Source organism: Bdellovibrio sp. HAGR004 (assembly GCF_055397015.1).
This window is the reverse complement of sequence record NZ_AP029176.1, coordinates 1266257-1289021: the sequence shown is the minus strand read 5'-3', so window position 1 is coordinate 1289021 and position 22765 is coordinate 1266257. Positions and strand designations below refer to the sequence as shown.

22 protein-coding genes are annotated in these 22765 nt (G+C 50.6%); 17 read left to right on the top strand and 5 right to left on the bottom strand.

Annotation, left to right across the window (positions count from 1 at the left end; all coding sequences use genetic code 11):
• From ACZ5ZV_RS06495 to gltS, 11 genes are all read left to right on the top strand, one after another.
• Complete coding sequence (locus ACZ5ZV_RS06495; protein ID WP_464120618.1) at positions 1-561, top strand: cbb3-type cytochrome c oxidase N-terminal domain-containing protein; 561 nt, start codon at positions 1-3, stop codon at positions 559-561.
• Positions 562-565: 4 nt separating this feature from the next.
• A complete protein-coding gene (gene ccoG, locus ACZ5ZV_RS06490; RefSeq protein WP_464120617.1) occupies positions 566-1972 on the top strand; it encodes a cytochrome c oxidase accessory protein CcoG in 1407 nt (468 codons plus the stop codon).
• A complete protein-coding gene (locus tag ACZ5ZV_RS06485) occupies positions 1969-2610 on the top strand; it encodes a sulfite exporter TauE/SafE family protein (RefSeq protein ID WP_464120616.1) in 642 nt (213 codons plus the stop codon). The genes ccoG and ACZ5ZV_RS06485 overlap by 4 nt, the downstream gene beginning before the upstream one ends.
• Positions 2611-2642: 32 nt before the next feature.
• A complete protein-coding gene (locus ACZ5ZV_RS06480; RefSeq protein ID WP_464120615.1) occupies positions 2643-3356 on the top strand; it encodes a hypothetical protein in 714 nt (237 codons plus the stop codon).
• Positions 3357-3561: 205 nt separating this feature from the next.
• Positions 3562-4887 (top strand): OmpA family protein, encoded by a 1326-nt coding sequence (locus tag ACZ5ZV_RS06475; protein ID WP_464120614.1) that lies wholly within the window; start codon positions 3562-3564, stop codon positions 4885-4887.
• 11 nt (positions 4888-4898) lie between these two features.
• Positions 4899-5222, top strand: coding sequence for a transcriptional regulator (locus ACZ5ZV_RS06470; RefSeq protein ID WP_464120613.1), 324 nt, complete (start codon positions 4899-4901; stop codon positions 5220-5222).
• A gap of 115 nt (positions 5223-5337) precedes the next feature.
• Positions 5338-6294 carry a hydrogen peroxide-inducible genes activator gene (locus ACZ5ZV_RS06465; RefSeq protein ID WP_464120612.1) on the top strand — a complete coding sequence of 319 codons (957 nt, stop codon included), beginning with the start codon at positions 5338-5340 and terminating at the stop codon, positions 6292-6294.
• 127 nt (positions 6295-6421) lie between these two features.
• The gene (locus tag ACZ5ZV_RS06460; RefSeq protein ID WP_464120611.1) at positions 6422-6928 is read left to right on the top strand and encodes a Dps family protein; all 507 of its coding nucleotides are present in this window, start codon (positions 6422-6424) and stop codon (positions 6926-6928) included.
• A 30-nt stretch (positions 6929-6958) separates the two neighbouring features.
• A complete protein-coding gene (locus ACZ5ZV_RS06455; protein WP_464120610.1) occupies positions 6959-7699 on the top strand; it encodes a ZIP family metal transporter in 741 nt (246 codons plus the stop codon).
• Positions 7700-7814: 115 nt separating this feature from the next.
• The gene (locus ACZ5ZV_RS06450; RefSeq protein ID WP_464120609.1) at positions 7815-9347 is read left to right on the top strand and encodes a methyl-accepting chemotaxis protein; all 1533 of its coding nucleotides are present in this window, start codon (positions 7815-7817) and stop codon (positions 9345-9347) included.
• Positions 9348-9398: 51 nt separating this feature from the next.
• A complete protein-coding gene (gltS, locus tag ACZ5ZV_RS06445; RefSeq protein WP_464120608.1) occupies positions 9399-10583 on the top strand; it encodes a sodium/glutamate symporter in 1185 nt (394 codons plus the stop codon).
• 18 nt (positions 10584-10601) lie between these two features.
• Here the strand turns inward: gltS and ACZ5ZV_RS06440 are convergent, their stop codons facing one another.
• The 3 genes from ACZ5ZV_RS06440 to ACZ5ZV_RS06430 all read right to left on the bottom strand — a co-directional run bounded on the left by ACZ5ZV_RS06440 (position 10602) and on the right by ACZ5ZV_RS06430 (position 13003).
• Entirely contained in the window at positions 10602-11834 is a 1233-nt protein-coding gene (locus tag ACZ5ZV_RS06440; protein WP_464120607.1) for a hypothetical protein, read from the bottom strand.
• On the bottom strand, positions 11828-12589 hold the full coding sequence (locus ACZ5ZV_RS06435; RefSeq protein WP_464120606.1) for a DUF4423 domain-containing protein: 762 nt from the start codon (positions 12587-12589) through the stop codon (positions 11828-11830). Before ACZ5ZV_RS06435 ends, ACZ5ZV_RS06440 begins: the two co-directional genes overlap by 7 nt.
• A 105-nt stretch (positions 12590-12694) precedes the next feature.
• Positions 12695-13003, bottom strand: coding sequence for a KH domain-containing protein (locus tag ACZ5ZV_RS06430; protein ID WP_464120605.1), 309 nt, complete (start codon positions 13001-13003; stop codon positions 12695-12697).
• Positions 13004-13221: 218 nt separating this feature from the next.
• On the opposite strand from ACZ5ZV_RS06430, the gene ACZ5ZV_RS06425 reads away from it, so the two are divergent.
• Both ACZ5ZV_RS06425 and ACZ5ZV_RS06420 read left to right on the top strand, forming a co-directional pair.
• The gene (locus ACZ5ZV_RS06425) at positions 13222-14325 is read left to right on the top strand and encodes a Rieske 2Fe-2S domain-containing protein (protein WP_464120604.1); all 1104 of its coding nucleotides are present in this window, start codon (positions 13222-13224) and stop codon (positions 14323-14325) included.
• Positions 14326-14429: 104 nt separating this feature from the next.
• Positions 14430-14822, top strand: coding sequence for a hypothetical protein (locus tag ACZ5ZV_RS06420; RefSeq protein WP_464120603.1), 393 nt, complete (start codon positions 14430-14432; stop codon positions 14820-14822).
• Between the two features lie 81 nt (positions 14823-14903).
• Here ACZ5ZV_RS06420 and ACZ5ZV_RS06415 read toward each other — a convergent pair whose 3' ends face one another.
• Complete coding sequence (locus ACZ5ZV_RS06415; RefSeq protein ID WP_464120602.1) at positions 14904-15674, bottom strand: S1 family serine peptidase; 771 nt, start codon at positions 15672-15674, stop codon at positions 14904-14906.
• A gap of 346 nt (positions 15675-16020) precedes the next feature.
• On the opposite strand from ACZ5ZV_RS06415, the gene ACZ5ZV_RS06410 reads away from it, so the two are divergent.
• From ACZ5ZV_RS06410 to adeD, 4 genes are read left to right on the top strand one after another with little or no spacing between them, the layout of a single operon-like run.
• Entirely contained in the window at positions 16021-17493 is a 1473-nt protein-coding gene (locus ACZ5ZV_RS06410; protein ID WP_464120601.1) for a xanthine dehydrogenase small subunit, read from the top strand.
• Positions 17484-19811: a xanthine dehydrogenase molybdopterin binding subunit gene (gene xdhB, locus ACZ5ZV_RS06405; RefSeq protein ID WP_464120600.1), complete on the top strand. Its 2328-nt coding sequence runs from the start codon at positions 17484-17486 to the stop codon at positions 19809-19811. The genes ACZ5ZV_RS06410 and xdhB overlap by 10 nt, the downstream gene beginning before the upstream one ends.
• Complete coding sequence (locus ACZ5ZV_RS06400; protein WP_464120599.1) at positions 19804-20604, top strand: XdhC family protein; 801 nt, start codon at positions 19804-19806, stop codon at positions 20602-20604. The genes xdhB and ACZ5ZV_RS06400 overlap by 8 nt, the downstream gene beginning before the upstream one ends.
• Positions 20591-22345 carry an adenine deaminase gene (adeD, locus tag ACZ5ZV_RS06395; RefSeq protein ID WP_464120598.1) on the top strand — a complete coding sequence of 585 codons (1755 nt, stop codon included), beginning with the start codon at positions 20591-20593 and terminating at the stop codon, positions 22343-22345. Before ACZ5ZV_RS06400 ends, adeD begins: the two co-directional genes overlap by 14 nt.
• Positions 22346-22356: 11 nt before the next feature.
• Here adeD and ACZ5ZV_RS06390 read toward each other — a convergent pair whose 3' ends face one another.
• Complete coding sequence (locus ACZ5ZV_RS06390; RefSeq protein ID WP_464120597.1) at positions 22357-22755, bottom strand: group II truncated hemoglobin; 399 nt, start codon at positions 22753-22755, stop codon at positions 22357-22359.
• Positions 22756-22765 lie beyond the last annotated feature (10 nt).

Here is a 22765-nt window from a genome sequence, read left to right as displayed (position 1 = left end):
ATGAGCAGCGACAACAAGGACAAATTCCACGAATATGACGGGATTATCGAACACGATAATCCCATGCCAACCTGGTGGCTGTGGACGTTCTTCCTCACCATCATCTTTGCCTTCATCTACTTCATACACTATGAACTGGGTGGCGGACCGACTTTGCAGGACGAACTGAAAGTGGCCATGCAAGAGATCGAAAAGACTCAAGCGACCGCAACGGCAACGGCACCGATGGAAACTGAGGAGTCATTGCAGGCGGCTTTTGAAAAGGACGGTATGGTGGCTTTGGGGGCTCAGCAGTATGTGGCTAAATGTGCCTCTTGCCACGGTCCGGAGCTTCAAGGCTTGATCGGTCCGAATCTGACAGATAAGTATTGGTTACACGGAAAAGCAACACGCATGGATATCGTCAAAGTTATTCGTGACGGGGTTCCTGAAAAAGGCATGCCGCCTTGGGGTCCTGTGATGAAAAAAGATGAAATCTATGCCGTGAGTGCATTTATTCTATCCAAGAAAGGCAGCAATCCTCCAGGTGCAAAAGAACCTCAAGGAGAGGCTGTAGAGTGATTTTATGGCAGGTCTGGATCCAAGCAAGCTGACAAGTGTTGACGTACATGGTGATCGCATCAATATCATCCCCGCAGAAGTGCGGGGGTTTTACCGCAAACACCGGACTTGGACCCAGATCATTCTGCTGATCATTTTCCTCATCTTGCCCTGGACGACAATGAATGGGCACCAGACTATTCTGATCGACATCCCCAACCGTGAATTTGCGCTGTTTGGAATTCTGTTTAAATCCCACGATGCTCCGTTATTGTTTTTCATTCTGGGCACTCTGACCCTGGGCCTGGCCTTTGTCACTTCCATCTGGGGACGCGTGTGGTGCGGCTGGGCCTGCCCACAAACTGTTTTTATTGATGCCGTCTATCGCCGTATTGAACAATGGGTTGAAGGAAGTTATATCCAACGCCGTCAACTGCGCGATGGTCCGATGACACTGACCAAATTCCGCAAAGTGGGACTGAAGTGGTTCCTGTTCTTTGTGGTTTCCTCTTTTATTGCCCACAGCTTTATCGCTTACTTTGTCGGGGCCAAAGATTTACTGGCCATGACTCAAGGCTCTCCTTCAGAGCACATGACCTACTTCATTCTGGTTCTTTTCTTCACTGCTGTGATCCTGTTTGATTTTGGCTGGTTCCGTGAACAATTCTGCGTGATCATGTGCCCTTACGGACGCATTCAATCCGTCCTGCTGGATTCAAAATCCCTGGCCGTGGTTTATGATGTCAAACGCGGCGAACCACGCAAAGGCACCGCCGCAGCCGGAGAAAAAGTCGGCGACTGCGTTGCCTGCAATCGCTGTGTTCAGGTTTGTCCGACCGGAATAGACATTCGCAACGGTCTGCAAATGGAGTGCATTGCCTGCACGGCCTGCGTGGATGCCTGCGATGAGATCATGGAAAAAGTGAAAAAACCCAAAGGTCTGATTCGCTATGACACTTTGGATGGCAGTAAGATTTCTTTGAAAAAGCCAAGATCCATTCTTTATATTATTGCGATACTTGGACTGGTGGGCGGCTTAAGTTATGCCATTTCAACCCGTGAGCCGGTGCATATTGCCGTCCTCAGAGGCGCGGGACTTCCCTACTCATACGTTAAAAACGTGGATGGCCACGAAGCCCTGTTAAATCAATTCCGCCTGCATATCCAGAATCAGGGATCATTGCGTGCGCGCTACGTTCTGACTTTGCCACAGGAACTCTTGGACAAAGGCATCACCCTGCAAGTGGCTGAAAATCCCATCAACTTGGCCCCCGGAGAAGCCCGAGAGTGGTACTTCTTTGTCAGAATTCCCCCTGAAGTGATGCCTGGCAGCGGTCAAATCAAAACCGAAGTTCTGGTGCAAGATGAGCTCGCTCTTGATGGATTCAAAACAAAACGGGAACTGATCTTAGTGGGGCCGAAAGCCCAATGACCTCCTCGTTGATTTTGGCCCTGGGCATTCTTTCTTCAAGTTTCTTCGGCAGCTGGCACTGCGCTGGTATGTGCGGTCCGGTGGCCACCCTGATGAGTGCCCGCCACAGCCTTTGGAGTTATCATCTGGGCCGCTTGATTTCGTATGTTTTGCTGGGGATTTTAGCTGGCAGTCTGGGGCAGTTTTTTCTCAATAGTGACTTCATTCTCTTACGTTGGATTTCGGCCATCCTTTTGGCTTTGGTCCTGATCCTGTCCGGACTGAACCTGGTGGCTCCCGCCTCCATTCGCCAAAAACTGTCCTCCTGGAAAGGCGCCCACTCAATTCTGGGGGTCATCAAACGTCTGCAAGCGTTCCATATTGGTAAGTCCGGCTTTGTTGTGGGACTTCTGACCGCCCTGCTCCCCTGCGGCTGGCTTTACACCTACGTCACTGCGGCCATCGCCACCCAAAGTCCTTGGGCGGGGGCTTTAACTTTGGCTTTGTTCTGGCTGGGGGGACTTCCCGCCTTGAGTGCTGTTCCGATGATGGTCAGAAAGGGCATTCAAAGTGCCGGACTGAAACAACAGCGAATCGCCGGTCTGGTTTTAATCACAGCTGGACTGTACTCGCTGGCAAGCTTTATGTTTTTGCATTGAAACTAAATCCGCTTTAACTCAAAATGTGGGTTATGACAAAATCCACACACATCACGATTCTTTCTCTTCTTCTATCCACAACAACTGCTTTTGCTCAAGGCACTGAAAGTGTCCCTGCGGAAAAGCCTACACCGATTTCAGCAGAAGCCCCCGTCCCGGAAGCCACGCCTGACGTTGCCCGCGAAAGTGGATGGCCTCGCAGCCTGTGGGGTGTCTATGGCGGCCTGGGGATCCCGCATGTGCTGTCCGGCGGTATCGAATATCTGGATCAGTCACAAATGTGGTCCGTGGCGCTTGAAATTGGCGGCGGAGGATTTAAACCCAAAGACGAAGAAAACGACAAGGAAGAGTTCAGCATTGGCAACCTGGAGGTCGCCGGACGCTATCACCCGACTGCGGGCTCTTTCTATCTGGCGGCGGCTCTGGGCTCACAAGGAGTTACAGCGAAAAAGACTTTGACTGTCGGTGCGGAAAAAGCCGAGCCGGAAGTAAAAATCTCCAGCACCTATGTTTCCCCGAAAGTGGGATGGTTCTGGCAATTCAATTCTGGCTTGAACTTCGGTGTTGAGCTGGGCGCTCAGATTCCCCTTTCGAACAAAACTGAAATTCAAGATGGCACCACAAACACCACGGTGTTAAATGATCCTGAATACATCAAAGCCCGCCAAGACGCCGAGGATCTGGCCGACAAAGTGGGTAAGATGGTTCTGCCTCACGCCATGGTCCGCCTCGGTTACGCCTTCTAATCTCCAAGTCTCCAATTTCCATTTTCCATTGTCGGGGGACACGAGGCTAGCCTCGCCCTCGATGGTGTTCCAGCTTCCAATCCCTGTTAAGTTGCACCAAAACAAACACCTCCTTCTGTTTTCCTTGTCTGCTTTCACTGCACAGGATTAGCGTTGAAATACGATAAACAATAATATTTTCGTTTTTGCGACGAAGGAGGAGTTTATGGTTTCCCGGACTCAGAAGATTATCGCATCTTTGGCACTGGCGGGTGTAGTCGCAGGCTGCGCAAGCACACCACCCAATGTCCAATCCATTTCATCCACGGCCAACCCCACCACTGAAATTGAAAAAACCGAAATGATGCTGAACGAGGCTCGCAGCAAGCAGGTGGATGTCTTGTCACCGGAAAACTTCACGGACGCCTCCAAAGCGTTGCAGAAAGCCAAAGACAAAAAAGAAAAGAACAAATCCAATGAAGACGTTCTGGAGCAGGTGTCTTACTCCCGAGCTTGGCTGGAACAGGCCAATGCCAAAGCTGAAATTGCAAAAATGTCCGTGGGCAGCGATATCACAGATGCCCGTGAAGGAGCAATGAAAGCCGGAGCTCCGAAGTTCTTCCCGAAAGAATGGGACAAGAACGGCAAGGAACTGGAAAAGATCACTCACGCAGTTGAAAGAGGAAATCTAAAACCTTCCGACAAACGTGGCGAGGACATCGTCCGACGTTATCGAGAACTGGAGCGTATGTCTGTGAGCAAGGCCTACCTGGGCACTGCCAAAGACAACCTGGACACGGCCAAAAAAGATGGCGCGGATAAAAATGCACCAAAAAGCTTCAGCATGGCCTCTATGAAATATGACAACGCGGAAAAAATGATTCAGGCCGACCCGCGCAACACCAATGCGATCGCCCGCGCCGCCCAAGACGCCACCCGTGAATCGCAACATCTGCTGGAAGTCACTCGCAAAGTGAATGCGGGAAATTCAGAGGATCTTGTTCTGATGGCTGAGCGCCAGCAACGACAAATTTCCAATTTGCGCAGTGAGTACTCTTCCACGGAACAGGAACTGCAGCAGGTCCAAAGCGAAGCTGAACGCCGTCGTATGGAGCTGGAAAAACAACAAGCCCTGTTGGACCGAGCCCAGGCCTTGCGTCGCCAATTAAAACCGAATGAAGCCGAAGTCTTTACGGAAAATGGAAAGTTGATGGTGCGCTTAAAAGGGCTGCAGTTCCCATCAGCTCAATCTTCTCTGGGCCCCAAAAATCAGGCCTTGTTGAATAAAGTCGAAGCGGCTTTGGCGGGCGTTGCGCCATCGAAGGTGATCATCGAAGGCCACACCGACAATGTCGGCAGTGCCGAAACTAACCAGTCCCTGTCTGAAAAACGTGCCCAGGCCGTGGAAAACTATCTGGTGTCTAAAGGAGCTATCGCGGCAGATAAAGTCGAGGCTGTGGGACGCGGCTTTGAGGAACCCATCAGTGACAACAACACCAAACAAGGACGCGCCCAAAACCGTCGTATCGACATGGTGATTGAAACCGAATAAGGAGGTGCCCCATGGCATCAGACCTCAACGGCCCCCGCTGGCGGGAACTCAAACGAGAGCTCATGCAAAGATGGCGTGAGCTCTCAGAGCATGACCTGGAAAAAACCAAAGGCAACGCGCAGTCCATTGTCGACCTGCTGGAACGCAAGGTTGGCATGGCTATCGAAGAAGCCAGCGAACGATTTGCCGAAATCGCCTCGCACTATCATCTGTACGATGAGCCTGAGGAAAAACCAGTCAAACCCGAAAAAGAAAAGCCGGAAAGGGTGATGGAACTCAAACCCAAAAATCCCAATCCGAAAGATCGAAAACCCAAAGACGACTATCTAGGCTGAGAGAGTCCCTGCTCACTCACCAAGGCTTGATTCAGGGGATTTGGATCCTTTGAATCAAGCCCCCTTGACCAGGAATATGCTTGCAAGCTCCTGACCGCAACGGCAAGCTTGTAACATGACGCTGACTCAACTTGAATATATTCTCGCCGTTGCCGACACTGGAAGCTTCAGCCAGGCGGCACGCCAATGCTTTGTCACTCAACCCACCCTGAGCATGCAAATTCAGAAACTGGAAGATGAGCTGGGTGTGATTCTCTTTGACCGAACCAAACAACCCATTCATGCCACTTCAGTGGGCGAAGAAGTGATCCGACAGGCCCGACTGGTTGTCAAAGGTTCTCAGCACATCAAGGAAATCGTCGATGACGCCAAGGGATCCTTACGTGGAGAACTGCGCATCGGAATCATCCCCACGCTGGCACCGTATCTGCTGCCCCTGTTCCTGAAGCGAGTGAAAGAGACCCACAGCGAACTTCATTTAACCTTTGAAGAACTGCAGACCGAAGTGATGATCGAAAAGATCCGCAATCACAGCCTGGATCTGGGCATTCTGGTCACACCGATTGATGACCTGAATATCGCCAGTCATGTTCTGTTTTATGAGCCCTTCAATGTGTACTTTTCCAAAGGACATGCACTGCTGGCCCGCAAAACTGTCGACGAGAAGGATCTGTCTTCGGACGATGTGCTTCTGCTGAATGAAGGCCATTGTTTCCGCGAACAAAGTCTGTCCTTATGCCGGAATAAAAAAATAGCTCCCCCCGCCGACCGCAATTTCACCTTTGAAAGCGGCAGTCTGGAGACACTGAAAAAACTGGTGGATCAGGGCGAAAGCTTCACCCTGCTGCCGTGGCTGGCCGCGATGGATGTCCAGGACAAAAAACGCCTGCGACCTTTTTCCGATCCTGTGCCCACCCGCGAAGTCAGTTTGATTCACGGCCCCCACTTTCAAAGAAAAGCTTTGCTAAAGGCCCTAATTGAAAACATAAAGAAAAACCTGCCCGAAGGTGTCTCCGTCAACAAGACCAAAAACCTTCTTAAGGTGGACAATCCTCTGGGCTATCTCAAATAGTTTTCATCTATGTCTATAGACAGCCCATAGTTTCTGTCTATAGATGCCATAGAAAAAGAGAACTGTTCAAATACCCTCTGCAAACCTATCCTGTTATCAGGCAAGAGTAACTCGCAAGGAGGATATTATGAGATCACAATCATCACATTCCATCGGTGAAAATAAATCCGTCAGCAGCCTCAAAGCAGTTGAGGCAAGCACTGACTCTGTTGTTGAGACTTTGAAAAAGTCGCTTGCAGAAGAGTATTTGCTGCAGTTAAAGACTCAGAACTTCCACTGGAACGTGGAAGGCCCCCTGTTCTTCTCTTTGCACAAACTGTTTGAAGAACAATATGGCCAGCTGGCTGAATTCGTGGATCGCACCGCCGAAGTCCTGCGCGCCTTAAAAACCAAAGCTCCTGGCAGCTTCAAAGAATTTAAAGAACTTTCCTCTATTCAAGAAGCTCCGGACCGACTGAACGCCAACCAAATGATCGAGACACTCAGTCAGGATCACACCAATATGGCGATCGCGTTAAAGGCACGTCTGGAAACAGCGGAAGATGCGGAAGAAACCAGTGCGGTGACTTTGTACGAGGATCTTATCGGATTCCACGAAAAAGCCGCTTGGATGATTCGCAGCCACAGATCTTAATCGACGAATGAACCATCAAAGAGGTTGAAAATGGGCAGTGCATTGATGGGTTTACTTGCAGGAGGAATCACAGGGCTTTCAACAATGTTGGGGGCCCTGCCCATCCTCAAGGAAAAAAGCAATGGCTGGAATCCCTGGCGCAGTCTGAATCTGGATTTTGCCATCGGGATGATGCTGGCTGCTGCCGCCTTTAACCTGATCGGGCCGGCCTATTCCAGTTCCCACAGTGCCTTCGGGGTGTCTCTTGCCCTGGCGCTCGGTGTGGCTTCCATTTATGGACTCAGTCATCTGATCCATCATGTGTCGCCCTCCGCATGGTCCGCTCATCGAAGAGCCTGGCTCTTTGTAACAGCCATGATGCTGCACAATCTCCCTGAAGGTTTGGCTTCGGGAGCTGCGCTGAGCGCTGATTCTATATCGCAGGCCAACGGCTGGACTGTGGTGGGTGCCATTGTCTTTCAGAACTTTCCCGAAGGACTGGCCACTGCCGCCGCCTTTCTTTCCATCGGCATGTCCCGCAAAGTGTCTTTCTTCGGCGCTGTCCTGACCGGAGTGATGGAAATTCTGGGAGGCACACTGGGTGGAGTTTTCACCTCTATCACGTCATCTTCCCTTCCCTACATTCTGGCCTTCGCCGGAGGTGCCATGATCAGTGTGACTCTGGAAGAGATTTTCGCAAAAATGAAAGAGACACAAATGCGATATCTTATTCAAAAACACTTTGTGGCAGGAGCCCTGTCCGTCATTGTTATGAATTGGATCGTGAATTAGCCGGGTTTGTCTCAATACGAATCGCCGCCCCTAAAAATAAAGTTATTATCATGATGGCCGTCATCACTGCCTCCACCTTCCACTCTTATCCTGAAAGTACTACTGGAGGTTGTACGTGAAGCTCATCAGTAAGATCCTAGGAATTGTCAGTTTGGCAGCAGCTCTGGCGGTGGTCACCGCCACCCAAGTCTCTCGACATGAAGTGCATGATCAGGGGGAAAAGAATCTCATCGACAAAAGTCGCGCGATTCTGGACCAACTGGAAGGAACACGGGACTATGTGGCCGCACAGGGTGGGCTTCCGGAATATATAGAAAGCATCCGCAACAAATATCCCGACGGCAACGTACCTAAAGATATCAAACAAAACATCCTGCGCCGGGTTCCGATCTTTTCCTCTATCAAAGTGGGCCAGGATCAGGCCGAACGCAGCGGCTATAAGTTCCGGGTCTTCTCTCCAGAACCCCGTCGCGACACCAATATGGCCAGTGCCACAGAAATGGAAATCTACAATCGCTTCCTGAAAGACCCCACCCTGAAAGAGATCGTCGACACTCAGGAATCCTCTGTGGTTGTCTATCGCCCCGTGCGTCTGTCCGAACAACAAGGATGCCTTCTTTGCCATGGAAATCCCAGTCAAAGCCCTTTTGGCAACGGCAACGATATCCTAGGCCATAAAATGGAAAACTGGGCCGATGGCCGCCTGCATGGGGTGTTTGCCATCACCAGCAGCATGGCCAACACAGATGCAGTCAGCGCGGCCTCCACAAACAAAATTCTGCTGTTCTCCGCTGCAGGGCTGCTGATCAGCATCTTTATCGCATGGCTCATTCTGAAAAAACCGCTTTCACACCTGCATCAGGCCGTGGACTCCATTAAGTCCTCCAGCTCCCATCTGTCTGCGACCAGCACGGAAATCTCTGATGCCTCTCAGAACTTAAGCTCTGCCTCCACTCAAGCGGCGGCCGCTCTGGAGGAAACTTCCGCCTCTATCGAAGAGCTCAGCAGCATGGTGAAATTTAACACCGACCACGCCCAGAGTGCAAAAGACCTGTCCCTGTCGACGATGAAGGCCGCCGAAATCGGAGAAGAACAGATCCGCACCCTGATTCAGTCGATGAAAGAGGTTTCTGCCACCGCCAAAAAGGTGGAGGAGATCACCGGGGTTATTGACGACATCGCTTTCCAAACCAATCTTTTGGCTCTAAATGCCTCTGTGGAAGCCGCCCGTGCCGGAGAAAATGGGCGCGGCTTCGCAGTGGTTGCCGACGCTGTCCGCCAGCTGGCGCAAAAGTCAGCGACTTCCGCCAAAGAAATTTCATCCTTGATCTCGCAGAGTGTTCAACAAGTGGAACAAAGCTACGATTTCGCGGTAAAAAGTGGCGAGTCACTGGAAACCATCGTGCGTGAAGCACAAAAAGTTTCAGCACTGAATACCGAAATCGCCACCGCCAGCATTGAACAGACCACCGGCATTGCGCAGATCTCTCAGGCCTTGCAAGACCTGGATAAAGTGACACAGAATAACGCGGCTTCCTCTGAAGAAACGGCCGCAGCTTCTGTGGAGTTGTCGAATCAGTCACATCACCTGGATCAGTTGGTGGGCGCCGTCGAAGCTGTGCTGAAAGGCTCTGCCAAAGCCGGATAAGTTTAAGGAGTTTTCTAGACAGACCCGGGATGTCACGTTAGGCTTAAACGCATGACGTTGACATCCTTTCAAACAGTTGCACTTGCCGCGTTGGTCGTTTATTTCGGCCGCTATCTTAAAAGCAGGATTTCTTTCATCGAAAAGTACAACCTGCCCTCTCCGGTGATTGGTGGTTTTGTTGTCGCCATCGTCATTTCGCTTCTGAAAAGTCAGGGACTTTTTGAAATCCAGTTCAACAAAGCTTTCGAAGAAAGTCTGATGATTGCCTTCTTTGCTTCGGTCGGCTATTCCGCCTCGTTGCGTTTATTAAAAGAAGGCGGCCGCGCCGTTATATTCTTCCTGCTTCTGACCATCTGCGGACTGGTGTTACAAATCGCCGCTGGTATTGGCGCGGCTCAGTTGATGGGCCTGCATCCGTTGATGGGTGTACTGACGGGAGCCGTGTCTTTAACTGGTGGGCCGGGCACCGCCCTGGCATTCGGTCCCTCCTTTGAAGCCGCCGGTGTGGAGGGTGCTTCAGCGATCGGCCTTACGACTGCCATGGGGGGCATCGTGTTAGGAGGACTTGTCGGAACCCCTCTGGCCACTTATCTCATTAACAAGCGACGTTTGAAGGAGGCTCCACTTGCGGCTTCTCAACAGCACGAGGACTCTCACTTCCTTCGCTCCTTCCCTGGCCGTGATCTTTTGCTGCATATTCTGGCTCTGGTCCTGATCATGGGAATCGGAACCACTTTAAGCTCCTGGATCAGTTCGTTGAAAATAACGCTGCCCATTTACATTGGTTCGATGATCATTGCGGCCGTTGTTCGCAACATTGAAGACGTGAAGCCCGTGTTTAAGATCAAGCCTGAATGGATTGAAGAAATAGGCAATGTTGCCTTAACTCTGTTCATCGCCATGGCCATCATGTCTTTGCGTCTGGAAGAACTGCGCAACGCTGCCTTGCCAATCATTGTCTTTCTGGTCATGCAGGCCGTGCTGGTTGCTGTGACGGCTATCGGCCCCGCATTCTGGGTGGCTGGTAAGGACTATGAGGCCTCTGTGATGAGTGCTGGCTACGTCGGCTTTATGATGGGAACGACAGCCAATGCCATGGCCAATATGTCGTCCTTGGCACAAAGATACGGCCCGGCCCCGAAAGCCTTTTTGGTCATACCTTTGGTTGGCTCTTGCTTTATTGATTTCTTTAACGCCGCATTAGTGACGTTCTGTTTGAATCTTTTCGGCGGATAAACCGCCGAAAAAAACCTTCTAGCGCGGAATGAAGTTAAGCTCCACGATACGTCCTGTTTGATCGAAGAGGACGTCATTCTTTTGCAAAGCGACCAGGTCCTGCCCCACTTCATCAATGCGAACCCAACTTCCCGAAGCATCGGAAAAATGTCGGCCAATAAAGGCACGTCGAGGCTCTCCGGACGGATAAAATTCGATGAGCCCACCGATCTTGGAGGATCGCAGATGGTAATCAGGATGGTTTAGTTCAAACTGAAAGGACATTGCACTGGTCATACGACCTTCAATATCGTAGTTCACTTCGTAAGCAGTGATCTGACCATAGGATTCCCGACTGTAAATAACAAAGTCCACACTTGAACAACGTGGACGAACTCGCTGAATCACACCATTGGCATAGAAGTTTATCTCTGCCGGAGGCCCTTTGGCCTCTGGTCCACACACAAACGGAGCTATTTTACCCTGCGGTGCTGGCACCTCTACCTGTCGTGCCAGAACGGCTCTTTTGACAACTTCCGAGTCGTAGAATTCCACGGTGTAGTCACCTTCTTCCCCCAGACCACCACCGTGCAAAATAACCTGGTAACCTTGAATGTCTATGGCCTGCAGACCGGAACGCTGAATCAGATCCACGTACCTCTTCAGGGTGACATTTCGCATGTTCGTCGAATGCAGATAGCCGTTCAACAGGCGCACACCGTTGGAAGACTGAAAACCATTTTCCGGCAACAGACCTTCACGATAGATGATCTCATGCAAAGCCAACGCTGCACGCTGGGTGTTGTTCATTCCATCCCAAACATCTTTATTGATGTAATAGCGGTGACCCGCAATACTCGGGCGTTTGTACTGAACGGCCCCCTGCACCAGTCGGCAGCCCTTCGGCAAAGCCCCCCAGCCACGATCCGGAACATCAGTAAACTCAGCCCCGGAAATCATGCGCGTTTCCTGCTCGAAAGTTTTTGCGTAGGACCGGTACAATCGCGCACGAGTCGGATTGATTTCCTCCAGCCTGTTGATCATCTTGGCCAATACGTCCTGATAGGAATACGCCTCAATCAAATCCAACTTGAAAGTCTGAACCTCACGGGCTTCGTATAGATCCAAAACCTCGTAGCGTTCCCATGGATTGTTTTGCGGACAATCAATAACACTGCCCCCGTTACCTTTTTCATCCCCACCAAAGTGAGCCTGCGCCAGGCCCCCCCAAGATAAAATCAATGCTGCGATAAAACACGAAAGTCTTAACATAAAGGGCTCTTCTCTCTTTCCTGAACCGTCAGGGGGAAGAATTGAATATTCAAGTTGTAAACCTCTGTCATTTCACCTTCTTCAACAAGCATGGACAGTTTACGACGGAATTTTTTAATCAGGCTTTTGGCTTCAGCAAATTTTTCCGGATTGATTGCCATCGTGATGGATGTAAAGTCACGCACATCCGGAGGTGTGCTCTGCAAAACCTCCATGGCTTTGGTCATGTCCGAAAGATGCGCCTTCACCAGGGCTTGGCTTGGAATATCTTCCGTCGTTGCCAAACTTGCCACAGACCGGGCAATGGAATTTCCTTTGCGCTTGATGAACGCCAGCTCCATCAGCAGCTCCAAACTTTTTTCCACTCGCTCCACAGGCAAAGCCAGGCGCTCGGCAATCCACTCCGGTTCTGAACGGAAGGTCTTCATGCGAATCATGTTCAAGATGGCATAGTGCTCCCAGCTGGAAAGCATCTCCATCTCTTTTTCCATCAAAACTTTCTGAGCGGCAAATTTACGCGAACGCGTAGAAATCAACGAATAAACCTCATTGCGTTCTTCTGTCCCCATTTCCAAACCCAAAACAATCTTGTTGGCATAGAACTCACTCAAAGGACGTTTCCCGTGCATCAACTCATTCAAACAACCGGGCGAAATGCCCACTTTTTTAGCTAAAGAACGAAACGAGAAACGAGGGTTCTTTTTTTGAATTTCCTCAAGTTTGGTTTTTAACAGGGCACCGAATTTATTAGACATTATCCCCTCAAAATGAAATGAGGGAATTTTTACATTTAATGACGAAGTTGCAAGATTAAAATAACAGAAGCGTTCCCTCTTTGCGTCACAAAGGAACGCCTGCGACTAGATCACTAGTTCAATGATCGCTCGAAAGCCGTGATTCCCACTCATCGCACCAATGATATTTCTTAGTGAGGTGATGTTTTTTCCTTGGGCACCGATAAGCTTGCCACGCACTTCAACCGGAACCACCACTCGATAGATCGTCGTTTTGTCGCCCTCTGTAAAATCCACTTCCACCTGGTTGTAGCAAGATGTCATCTCTTCAATTATGCTCTGTAGAACCTTTGCCAGACGCTTCCGAATATCCTTCACTGTGCCCACATCCTCCGCCACATGCTCCTCCATAAACATCATTGTGTGGGGCTTCATAAAGGAAGGGCAATCCCTTGGGTCCCATTTAGACTCCAAAGTGTTCCACCAAGATTCTAGAATCTGCCCGTCATCTCAACAAAGCTCCGATGAATATGCTGAAGACTTAATCACACAACACTCTGTGTCGAATCCTCCCCCTCCAGCAAGTCCCTGCCATTCACCAAAAAGACCCCAGAAACTCTTTTCTCCATCTCTATTTACAGATTCAATAAGCTATGAACTCCACTCCTTCTTGGAACAAACTGGGCTCCGTCGAAGTGCTTAAACAAAAAGAACTTCAGCAACTCGAAATTCACCGCACCAAAATTGCCTTGATCTACAAGAATGAACTTTTCACGGCCATCTCGGGTGTATGCAACCACGCGGGGGGCCCCTTGGGCGAAGGTTGCCTCGAGGGGGATTACGTTGTGTGCCCCTGGCACTATTACAAATTCCACTATCGAACCGGTGAAGGGGAACCCGGATTCGAGGCCGACCGAGTCCCCAGCTATCCCCTGAAGATCGTAGATGAGGAACTTTGGATTGATCTTGCCAATGCAAATCCACGCCAAAAACTGCCTCACGCTCCGCATCCCTTGACACGAAAGCCCGAGCGTCACGACGGACCGTTGCGGGTGGTTGGCATCTCAACAACCGTGATGGACTCTGCCCATCCACGTATTTCCACCTCGGAGCTTTTGCTGCTGGAAACATTAAAATATGCACAGGACAAAGGTTACGAAACCCATTTGCAGAAAGTTCGCGATTTGAAGTTTCGCCACTGCGAGGGGTTTTATTCCAAAAGCGCGCATGCCTGCACCTGGCCCTGCTCACTAACTCAACTGGATGAAACCGACCAGCTTGATCGCATTTATGAAGACCTGATTCACTGGGCTGACATTATGATTTTGGCCACCCCGATTCGCTGGGGCTCGGCCAGTTCGTTGTATTACAAAATGGCCGAACGCTTTAATTGTATTCAAAACCAAATCACAACCCACAACAATCAGCTCATACACAACAAAGTCGCCGGTTTCATCATCACGGGGGGCCAGGACAATGTGCAGTCTGTCGCCGGTCACCTGATGGGATTTTTTTCGGAGTTGGGGTTTCACCTGCCTCCGTTTCCGTTCATTGCCCACTCACTGGGGTGGAGCTCTGAAAACATGGAGCACAATGTCCGTTACGTTCAGCACAGCCATGCACTGGCTGAAGCCTCCAAAGAGCTGCTGGATCGCTGTGCAAGTTTGTCCTGCGCTCTGCTAGCAAACAACGAACTCCCCCTGCAGCATCGCGCAGGGCGCAAGGCTTTCAACGCGAAAAAACACCGCGACGTCTAAAAAATAAATACAGGCACTGTCGATTTTATCGACAGCACTTTCTTAACCGATGGCCATCTGAACCGCCCCCACCCTGGAATCGGACTTGCAGCTTTTGACTGCGCATGAAAAATAACGCTTTTCTATTCCTTGCATTGACGTTTTTACTGTCCCTGACAACCCCGGGATGGGCCCAGGCCTGCCAGTGCATCGCCGACCCCTTCAGCAAAAAGTATCAGCTTTATGAAAAGACCTGGTATGGCACCAAACGCAAGTGGACTTGCGTTTATACCTGTCAGGATTCCCAGCAAAACCGCAGTGAAATTATCGGCACTCATTCGGACTGGTACATGAGCGACAAGGGGCTTGAGGGCATTTGTGAGGGGCTTCATTATGTAAACACTTACAGCGCCTTCAGAATGGATTTTGTCTGGGTTTTCGAAGAAGCCCGCTGGTTTGACGCCAGCCAGTCCAAGGCCCCAGAACTTGTGAAGTGGAGCAAAGAGCGCTGTCGCTAAGTCGCTCGGAAGAAGTCATAAAAAACAAAAACCCCGAGGCAATGCCCGGGGTTTTTTAGTTTTTAGCTTTTTGCAGCAGAATTACTGAGCAGTTTCAGTGATCCATTTGTATGCGTTGCTCACTTTAGCGTAAACGCCATAGTAGTTCGCACGAGCACAACCCTGCCCCCAGCTCACGACACCAACCAGGTATGTTTGGTTGTTTTCATCCTGAGCCACAAGAGGACCACCAGAGTCACCTTGGCAGGAGTCTTTACCACCGGACTCATAACCCGCGCAAATCATGCTGTCTTTGATTTCGTTCTTATAAGACTTGTTGCAAGCCTCAGTGGAAACCAATGGAACGCTGACTTTTTGCAGCAAAGTTGGCAAAGAGTAAGAACCTTCACGAGTCGTACCCCAACCAGCCACTGTCGTCATGATCTGGGAACCGTCTTCTGGAAGAGTGATTTCAGATGGATTCAAAGCCACTGGAGCGTAGGAAGAATCCTGAGAAAGCTCGATCAAGGCAAAATCATTTTCCATTGTACGGCTGTTGTAACCAGGGTGAGCGATGATTCTCTTAGGAGCAATAGACTCCGCATTCACCGCATTTGTGCGATCATGAAGACCGATTACAACTTTTTTCACAGTGCCACCGCGAACGCAGTGAGCCGCCGTCAAAACCCAGTTCTTCTTGATCAGAGATCCACCGCAGAAGTGACTGCTGCTCTGTAGAGACACGATGTAAGGAAACTCACCGATGGACGCCTCAACGCCACCAACGATTTTACCTTCTACAGGACCAGACTTCGCAAATACCGGAGCAGACATCATCATGAGGCCTGCAATTACAAGATGGTTCATTTTCATTTTTTTCCCCTCTGAACGCGAATCCTTCGCGATCTGATATCAATCGTTGTCTGTTTTCCTGCAATGCTCAAAGAGTAGGTCGCGTTCCAGATTGGAACTGGCCCTCTTTTAGACCTTTGCAGAGGGGAAAAATTTGCCCGCGAAGATATTCCCCTCGACTTAAAACTCGTGACTGTTGTGCTCTCACGCTGACTGAGAGTCAAACCACTGGAATCAGCCTGATTTTAAGGGCCACCCCTGACTTCGGTGCAAAGTCCTCCACCGCCAGCGCCGTGTCATTGAGGTCATTGCGGTTGGCCCCGCAAATTCTATTGAAATGGGGTTCCTTTTATGAGAACCCATTTAGATGGCTGATTCAAAAATTCGCAACGAAATTCATGTCTTTATCAACGGTGTCGAACATAGCATCGGTGGTGAAAAAGCATTCCTTCCTCTTGCCCAGTATCTGCGAAACCACTCCCTACCGGGAACCAAAGTGGTCTGCGCCGAGGGGGACTGCGGAGCCTGTACGGTTTTGGTTTCCAAACTCAAAGCAACCCAGGCCGAAAATCCAGAGTGGTCAGATTTTCAAACCATCAATTCCTGTATCGCCCCGATGTACCTGTTTGACCTGACCTCGCTGGTCACTGTGGAAGGTCTGTCAGACCAGGACGAGCTGAATGAAGTGCAGGACAAAATGCGCACGTTCCACGGCGGTCAATGCGGTTACTGCACGCCGGGCATGGTGTGCGCGCTTTCATCGCTGGCCGAAAGCAGCCACTGCCATGGCAAAAGCATTTCAGAAAAAAAAGCCCGCAACCATCTGACCGGCAATCTGTGCCGTTGCACGGGTTATGAGCCTATTCTGCAAGCGGCGACGCATGTGGATTTATCCAAGTGGAAGCCCCTCAAGGAAAGATATCTCACCACACAACAGACAAAGACCTTCGCTCCCCTGCTGAAGGATTCCTTGCACATCGAAGCGGGTCAGCGCCGTTTCCATGCTCCCTTCAGTCTTGCTGTGGCGGTGGATCAGAAAAATCAATCCCCCGAAACTCGCTTGGTGGCCGGGGCCACGGACCTGGGCGTTCTTCATAACAAAGGAAAGTCCTTCCTTGATAACGTGATGAGCCTGCATAAGATTGCCGAAACTGAAAAAATTGAATCCCGAGCCGACGGCGTTTGGGTGGGCGCGCGTGTGACTTTGACTCAGCTTGAAAATTATGTGGAAAGCACCCTGCCCGAACTGTCCCGTTTACTGCGCATCTTTGCTTCGCCTCAGATCAAGAATCAGGGCACCTTGGTGGGGAATGTGATGAATGGATCTCCGATTGGGGACAGCATCCCGGCTTTGCTGGCCTTGGATGCCAAAGTTCATCTGCAGTCTGTGGATGGTCTGCGTGAAGTTCCTTTAAGCCAGTTTTACAAGGCCTATAAGGTCTTTGATGTAAGACCCAACGAAATTGCCACAGGAATTCTGATCCCGGTTCCGGGACCGGAGTGGAAGCATCGCTTTTTCAAAGTATCCCTGCGCAAAGATCTCGACATATCTGCCGTGACCTTTGCGGCGAGTTTAAAAATGGATGGTGTTAAAATTACCGAGGCACGTTTTGCCATGGGTGGTGTCGGCCCCACCGTGGTGCGCCTGCCAGAACTTGAGAAGTCCGCCCAGGGGCGGAATTTCGACGAAGCTCTTTTTGCCGATCTGGGGAAGCAGGTTCGTTCTTTGATCAAGCCCATTTCTGATCTGCGTGCGTCGGACGAATACTGTCTGAAAGTTGCCGAGAATCTATTTAAAAAATGCCACTTAGAACTTGAGCAGGAAATCCCATGTCCGTAGGTCAAAACATCCCCCACGATTCATCCCGAGGCCACGTCACCGGCGAAAGTGTTTTTATTGACGACCGCCCTTTGATGGCGGGCGAAGTGCAAGTGATGCCGATCGGAGTTCCTGCTGCGGCGGGAATTCTTAAATCCATTGATGTCTCTGAGGCCCTCAAGGCTCCAGGTGTGCTGGCGGCTTTCACTGCCAAAGATCTTCACCACAATTCCTGGGGTACGATTGTCCCGGAACAACCCATTCTGGTGGCTGATAAGATTGGATACTATGACGAACCGGCGGTCCTGCTGGTGGGAACAGACATGGAGTCCTTGCTTCGCGCCAAAAAATTCGTGCGCTTTGAGGTGGAAAAAGCTCCGGCCATCTTTACGATTGATGACGCCATCGCCAAGCAAAGTTTCATCTATAAAGCCAATGCCTTCAAGGTCGGCGACGTGGAGGCCGCTCTGGGTCAATCTGCGCACCGTCTTAAGGGGGCTTTTGAATGTGGCGGTCAGGAACACTTCTATCTGGAATCCCAGGCCTGTATCGCCTATCCCCTGGAAGACGGACAGATGGAAGTCCACGCCAGTTCCCAGCATCCGACCGAAACTCAGCACGTCGTGGCCGAAGCCTTGGGTTTAAGCCTGCATGAAGTTGTCTGTGTCGTAAAACGCATGGGCGGTGGCTTTGGTGGAAAAGAAAGTCAGGCCGCCCCGTTTGCGGCCATGGCAGCTTTGGTGGCGCAAAAAATGAAACGCCCGGCAAGACTGTGTCTGTCCAAAGACGACGACATGATGATGACCGGAAAACGCCATCCCTTTAAAAACTACTATGAAGTGGGCTTTGATGATGATGGCAGAATTTTGGCACTGAAAGCCCATCTGTATGCAGATGGTGGCGCCTATGCCGATCTTTCCAGTTCAATTTTGGATCGCGCCATGTTCCATGTAGATGGGGCCTACTATTTACCAAATGCCTTTATCGAAGGTTCGGTGGTGCGCACGAACTTATATTCCAACACCGCCTTCCGCGGTTTCGGGGGCCCGCAAGGAACGATGACGATCGAAAGCATCATCGAAGACATCGCTCTTTACCTGAAAAAAGATGCCTTGCAGATTCGTGAACTAAATTGTTATCAGAAAGATGTCAGAAATGTGACCCACTATGGGCAACACTTGGGGCACAACCCCCTGCCGGAGCTTTTTGCAGAGCTTAAAAAATCATCGGACTACGTAAAGCGCCGACAGGACATTGACGCCTTCAATGCCAGCAGCAAGACACATGTCAAAGGACTGTCGATGACTGCGACCAAATTTGGAATCGCCTTCACGGCGCGCTTCCTGAATCAGGGTAATGCATCCGTCAACGTCCACAAAGACGGCACCGTGCAAGTCTCCACCGGCGCCACGGAAATGGGTCAGGGTGTGAACACCAAGATCCAGCAGGTGGTGGCGCATGCCTTTGGGATTCCTTCTCACGATGTCAAAGTGATGGCGACTTCGACAGAGAAAAACCATAACACCTCTCCGACAGCGGCCTCCAGTGGATCGGATATCAACTGTGCCGCGGCAATGAAGGCCGCTTTGGGAATTCAAAAGCGTCTGGCGTGGCTTTTCCAGAACATTCTGGCGGGGACTCCGATGAATGACATCGCCGAATGTCCGGCTTTGGATGAAACCCAGCTGCGCTTTGAAGAATTCCAATTTGAAGGCGGAAAGCTGACACATCTTCCGTCGGGTAAATCCATTTCCTGGCAGGACGTCGTCAAACAAGCCTACTTCAACCGTATGTCTCTGGGGGAATACGCTCACTTTAAAACCGAAGGTTTGGGTTTTGATAAAAAAACCAGCCAGGGAACACCCTTTAAGTATTTCACCAATGGTGTGGCCGTCAGCGAAGTGCAAGTCGATCTTTTGACGGGCGAATACAAAGTCTTGCGTTCTGATATCCTGATGGATCTTGGTCGCCCCATCAATCCAGGGATTGACCGTGGTCAGGTCACCGGAGCCTTCGTGCAAGGCATGGGCTGGGTGACGTCCGAAAAACTTTTCCACAACAAAGACGGAAAACTTCTCAGTCATTCTCCAACCACCTACAAGATCCCGAATGTCCAGGACACACCAAGGATCTTTAATGTTGAATTTATTGAAAACCATGAAAATCGCGAAAACGTTCATCGTTCCAAAGCCGTGGGGGAACCTCCGTTCCTTTTGGGCATTAGCGTTTGGACGGCACTTAAAGATGCTGCCAATGCCAAAAGCAAAGGTTTGATTTCAACACTGAAGTCCCCGGCCACCCCCGAGGACATGCTGATGGAGCTTTCCCGTCATGAGTAGACTGAACTTTGAAGACTATCTTTCAGCCGTCAAAACCCTGCAAGAGGCAGGAAAGACTTTTGTCAGTGTGACACTGGTGAACCAACAAGGATCTTCCCCCCAGGAAGTGGGCGCACGCGCCCTGATTTCCGCTCAAGGGCTGGAGTTTGGAACTGTCGGTGGAGGCAAAGTCGAAAAACGCGCCATTGAAGAGGCGCAAAAAATGATTCAGGCCCAAACGCCACACCTTTATGCCGACTGGAATCTGCAAAAAGATATCGGCATGACCTGCGGGGGCGTGGTCAGTTTCTTCTTTGAGCTGCATGAACAAAACCATCCGTTTCATATCTATGTCTTTGGTGCAGGCCACATCGCCCAGGAATTTGTGCGTATGCTGACTTTGCTGGACTGCCGCATCACCTGCGTCGATCCCCGACAGGAATGGATTGATCGACTGCCAAAGTCCTCAAAGCTTAAAACCGTTTGCACTGAAGATATGAAGGGCCTGGTGGCTTCCATCCCCGACAAGGCCTATGTCACTTTAATGACGATGGGACATGGAACAGATCTGCCTGTACTGATTGAAGTGATGAAACAAAGGGATCGCTTCACTTACGTCGGCAATGTCGGAAGCGACCAAAAAGCCCGCCGCCTAAGACAGGATCTTTTGGATGCAGGACTGCCCCAGGAATCCTTGACCCGCTTCTTCTGCCCTATGGGTGAAAACTTTGGCACCAACTCGCCGGTTGAAATTGCCTTTAGTATCGTGGCGCAAATCCTTAAAACAAGGGACCAAAACAATGAGCCTGCATAGTAAAAAAACACAAAAGATTCCCTCGCAAGAAATGCCCCAGCGTCTGGCGCAAGCCCGCGGGGATGGCGAACTGGATCTGCTGATCACCAACGTCCACTTGCTGGATGTGATCACCGGTGAAACCTACCCCACCTGCATCGCCGTGGGCGGTCAGTACATCGTGGGTGTTGGACTTGAATATCAGGACCAAAAAGCGGCACGCATTTTCGACGCCCAAGGGGCCTTTGTCACACCAGGCTTTATCGATGGTCACTTGCATATTGAATCTTCCATGATGTCGCCTTTTGAGTTTGAAAAAGCCACCTTGCCTTTGGGTACCACCACCGCCATTTGTGACCCCCATGAAATCACCAATGTTCTTGGTGGAAAAGGCTTTAGCTGGTTTTTGCGTTCATCAGAACTGATGCATCAGAATCTGTTTGTACAAATGTCATCCTGTGTGCAGGCGCTTCCGGGTTTTGAAACCACGGGCAGTGATTTCCCTTTGGAAGAAATGAAAAGCTTCAAAGACCACCCGTCCGTGCTGGGGCTGGCCGAAATGATGAATTTCCCCGGTGTGATTTATGCCGACAAGGACGTTCACGCCAAGATTGAGGCCTTTGACGATCTCAACATGGACGGACATGCTCCCCTGCTGCGTGGAAAACCACTCAATGCGTACCTGCTAGCCGGGATCCAGAACTGCCACGAAACGGTCACCCTGGAAGAGGGTCGCGAAAAACTGCAAAAAGGCATGGGCCTTATCATCCGCGAAGGCAGTGTTGCGAAGAACTTAAAAACTTTGGCGCCTTTGGTGAATGATTTTTCATCGCCCCAATGCCTGCTCTGCACCGATGATCGCAATCCCTTTGAAATCGCACACGAAGGTCATATCAACTATTTGATCAAAGAACTGATCAACAAACATGGCGTGGCTGTTCACGTGGCTTATCGTCTGGCAACTTATTCCGCGGCAAAACACTTTGGCCTTAAAAGACTGGGACTGGTGGCTCCGGGCAAGAAGGCCGATCTGGTCTTTTTGAAGGACCTTAAACAAGTGGACATCCAGGATGTGATGATCGGCGGGCAGTTTGTTTCGGAACTGCATCTGGAAAAGTCTTTGCAGGAAAAACTTCAAGCCTCCCAACCCCCTTTGGAAAACACCATGAAGCGGGCCCCTTTGACGGAAAAAGATCTGACCGTGAATCTGCTTCCAGGTGTTTACAATGTGATTGAGATCGTGCCTCACGAGATCATCACTCAGCATCTGACTTTGAAGTTCGACGGACAGAAATTTGAAAAAGAGGACGTTCTTTTCATGGCCAATATCGAACGCTATGGCAAAGGCCTTCCTCCCGCTTTGGGTCTGGTCAAGGGTTTGGGACTTAAACAGGGGGCTTTAGCAAGCTCTGTGGCCCACGATTCACACAATATTATGGTCATTGGCACCAACGCCAAAGACATGACGGTGGCGGTGAACACGTTGATTGAAAAAGGGGGTGGCTTTGTCGTCGTCGATCAGGGAAAAGTCCAGGCCCTGGTGGAACTGCCGATCGCAGGTCTTTTAAGCTTGCAAAGTGCGGAAGAAATCAAAGATGGCATTGCCACTCTGAAGAAAGCCTTCCGCAGTCTGGGGGTCACTCTGGATGAGCCTTTTATTCAAATGGCGTTCCTGGCCCTGCCCGTGATTCCAACCCTGAAACTCACGGACCGCGGCCTGGTGGATGTGACGAAGTTCAGCTTCATCCCGTTAGAGGCTTAGAATAAAAAGTGCTACTCTTGGTTTTCCTCGATGTTGCGCATGTGATCGGCGAGCCGAAGTAAGGAATGCAGAAGCTCGCTGCGCAGGGGCTCTGCAATTTGCAGCTCATCAAAAGCCTGCACCATGCACAACATCCACTGATCCCGTTCGGACTTGCCAATTTTAAAAGGAAAGTGGCGCATGCGCAGTCGCGGATGCCCATAGCGTTCCATAAAGAGATTCGGTCCGCCCAACCACCCCGACAAAAACATAAAGAGCTTTTCTTCAGAGCCTCGCAGGTTTTCCGGATGCATCTGGCGAATGCCCTGCACCTCTGGAAGTGTGTCCATGATCTCGTAAAATCTCTGGGTTAGTCGGCGCAGGACCGGCTCCCCACCTAGCAGTTCGTAGGGCTTTTTTTCTTCAGACATTACAAAAAAG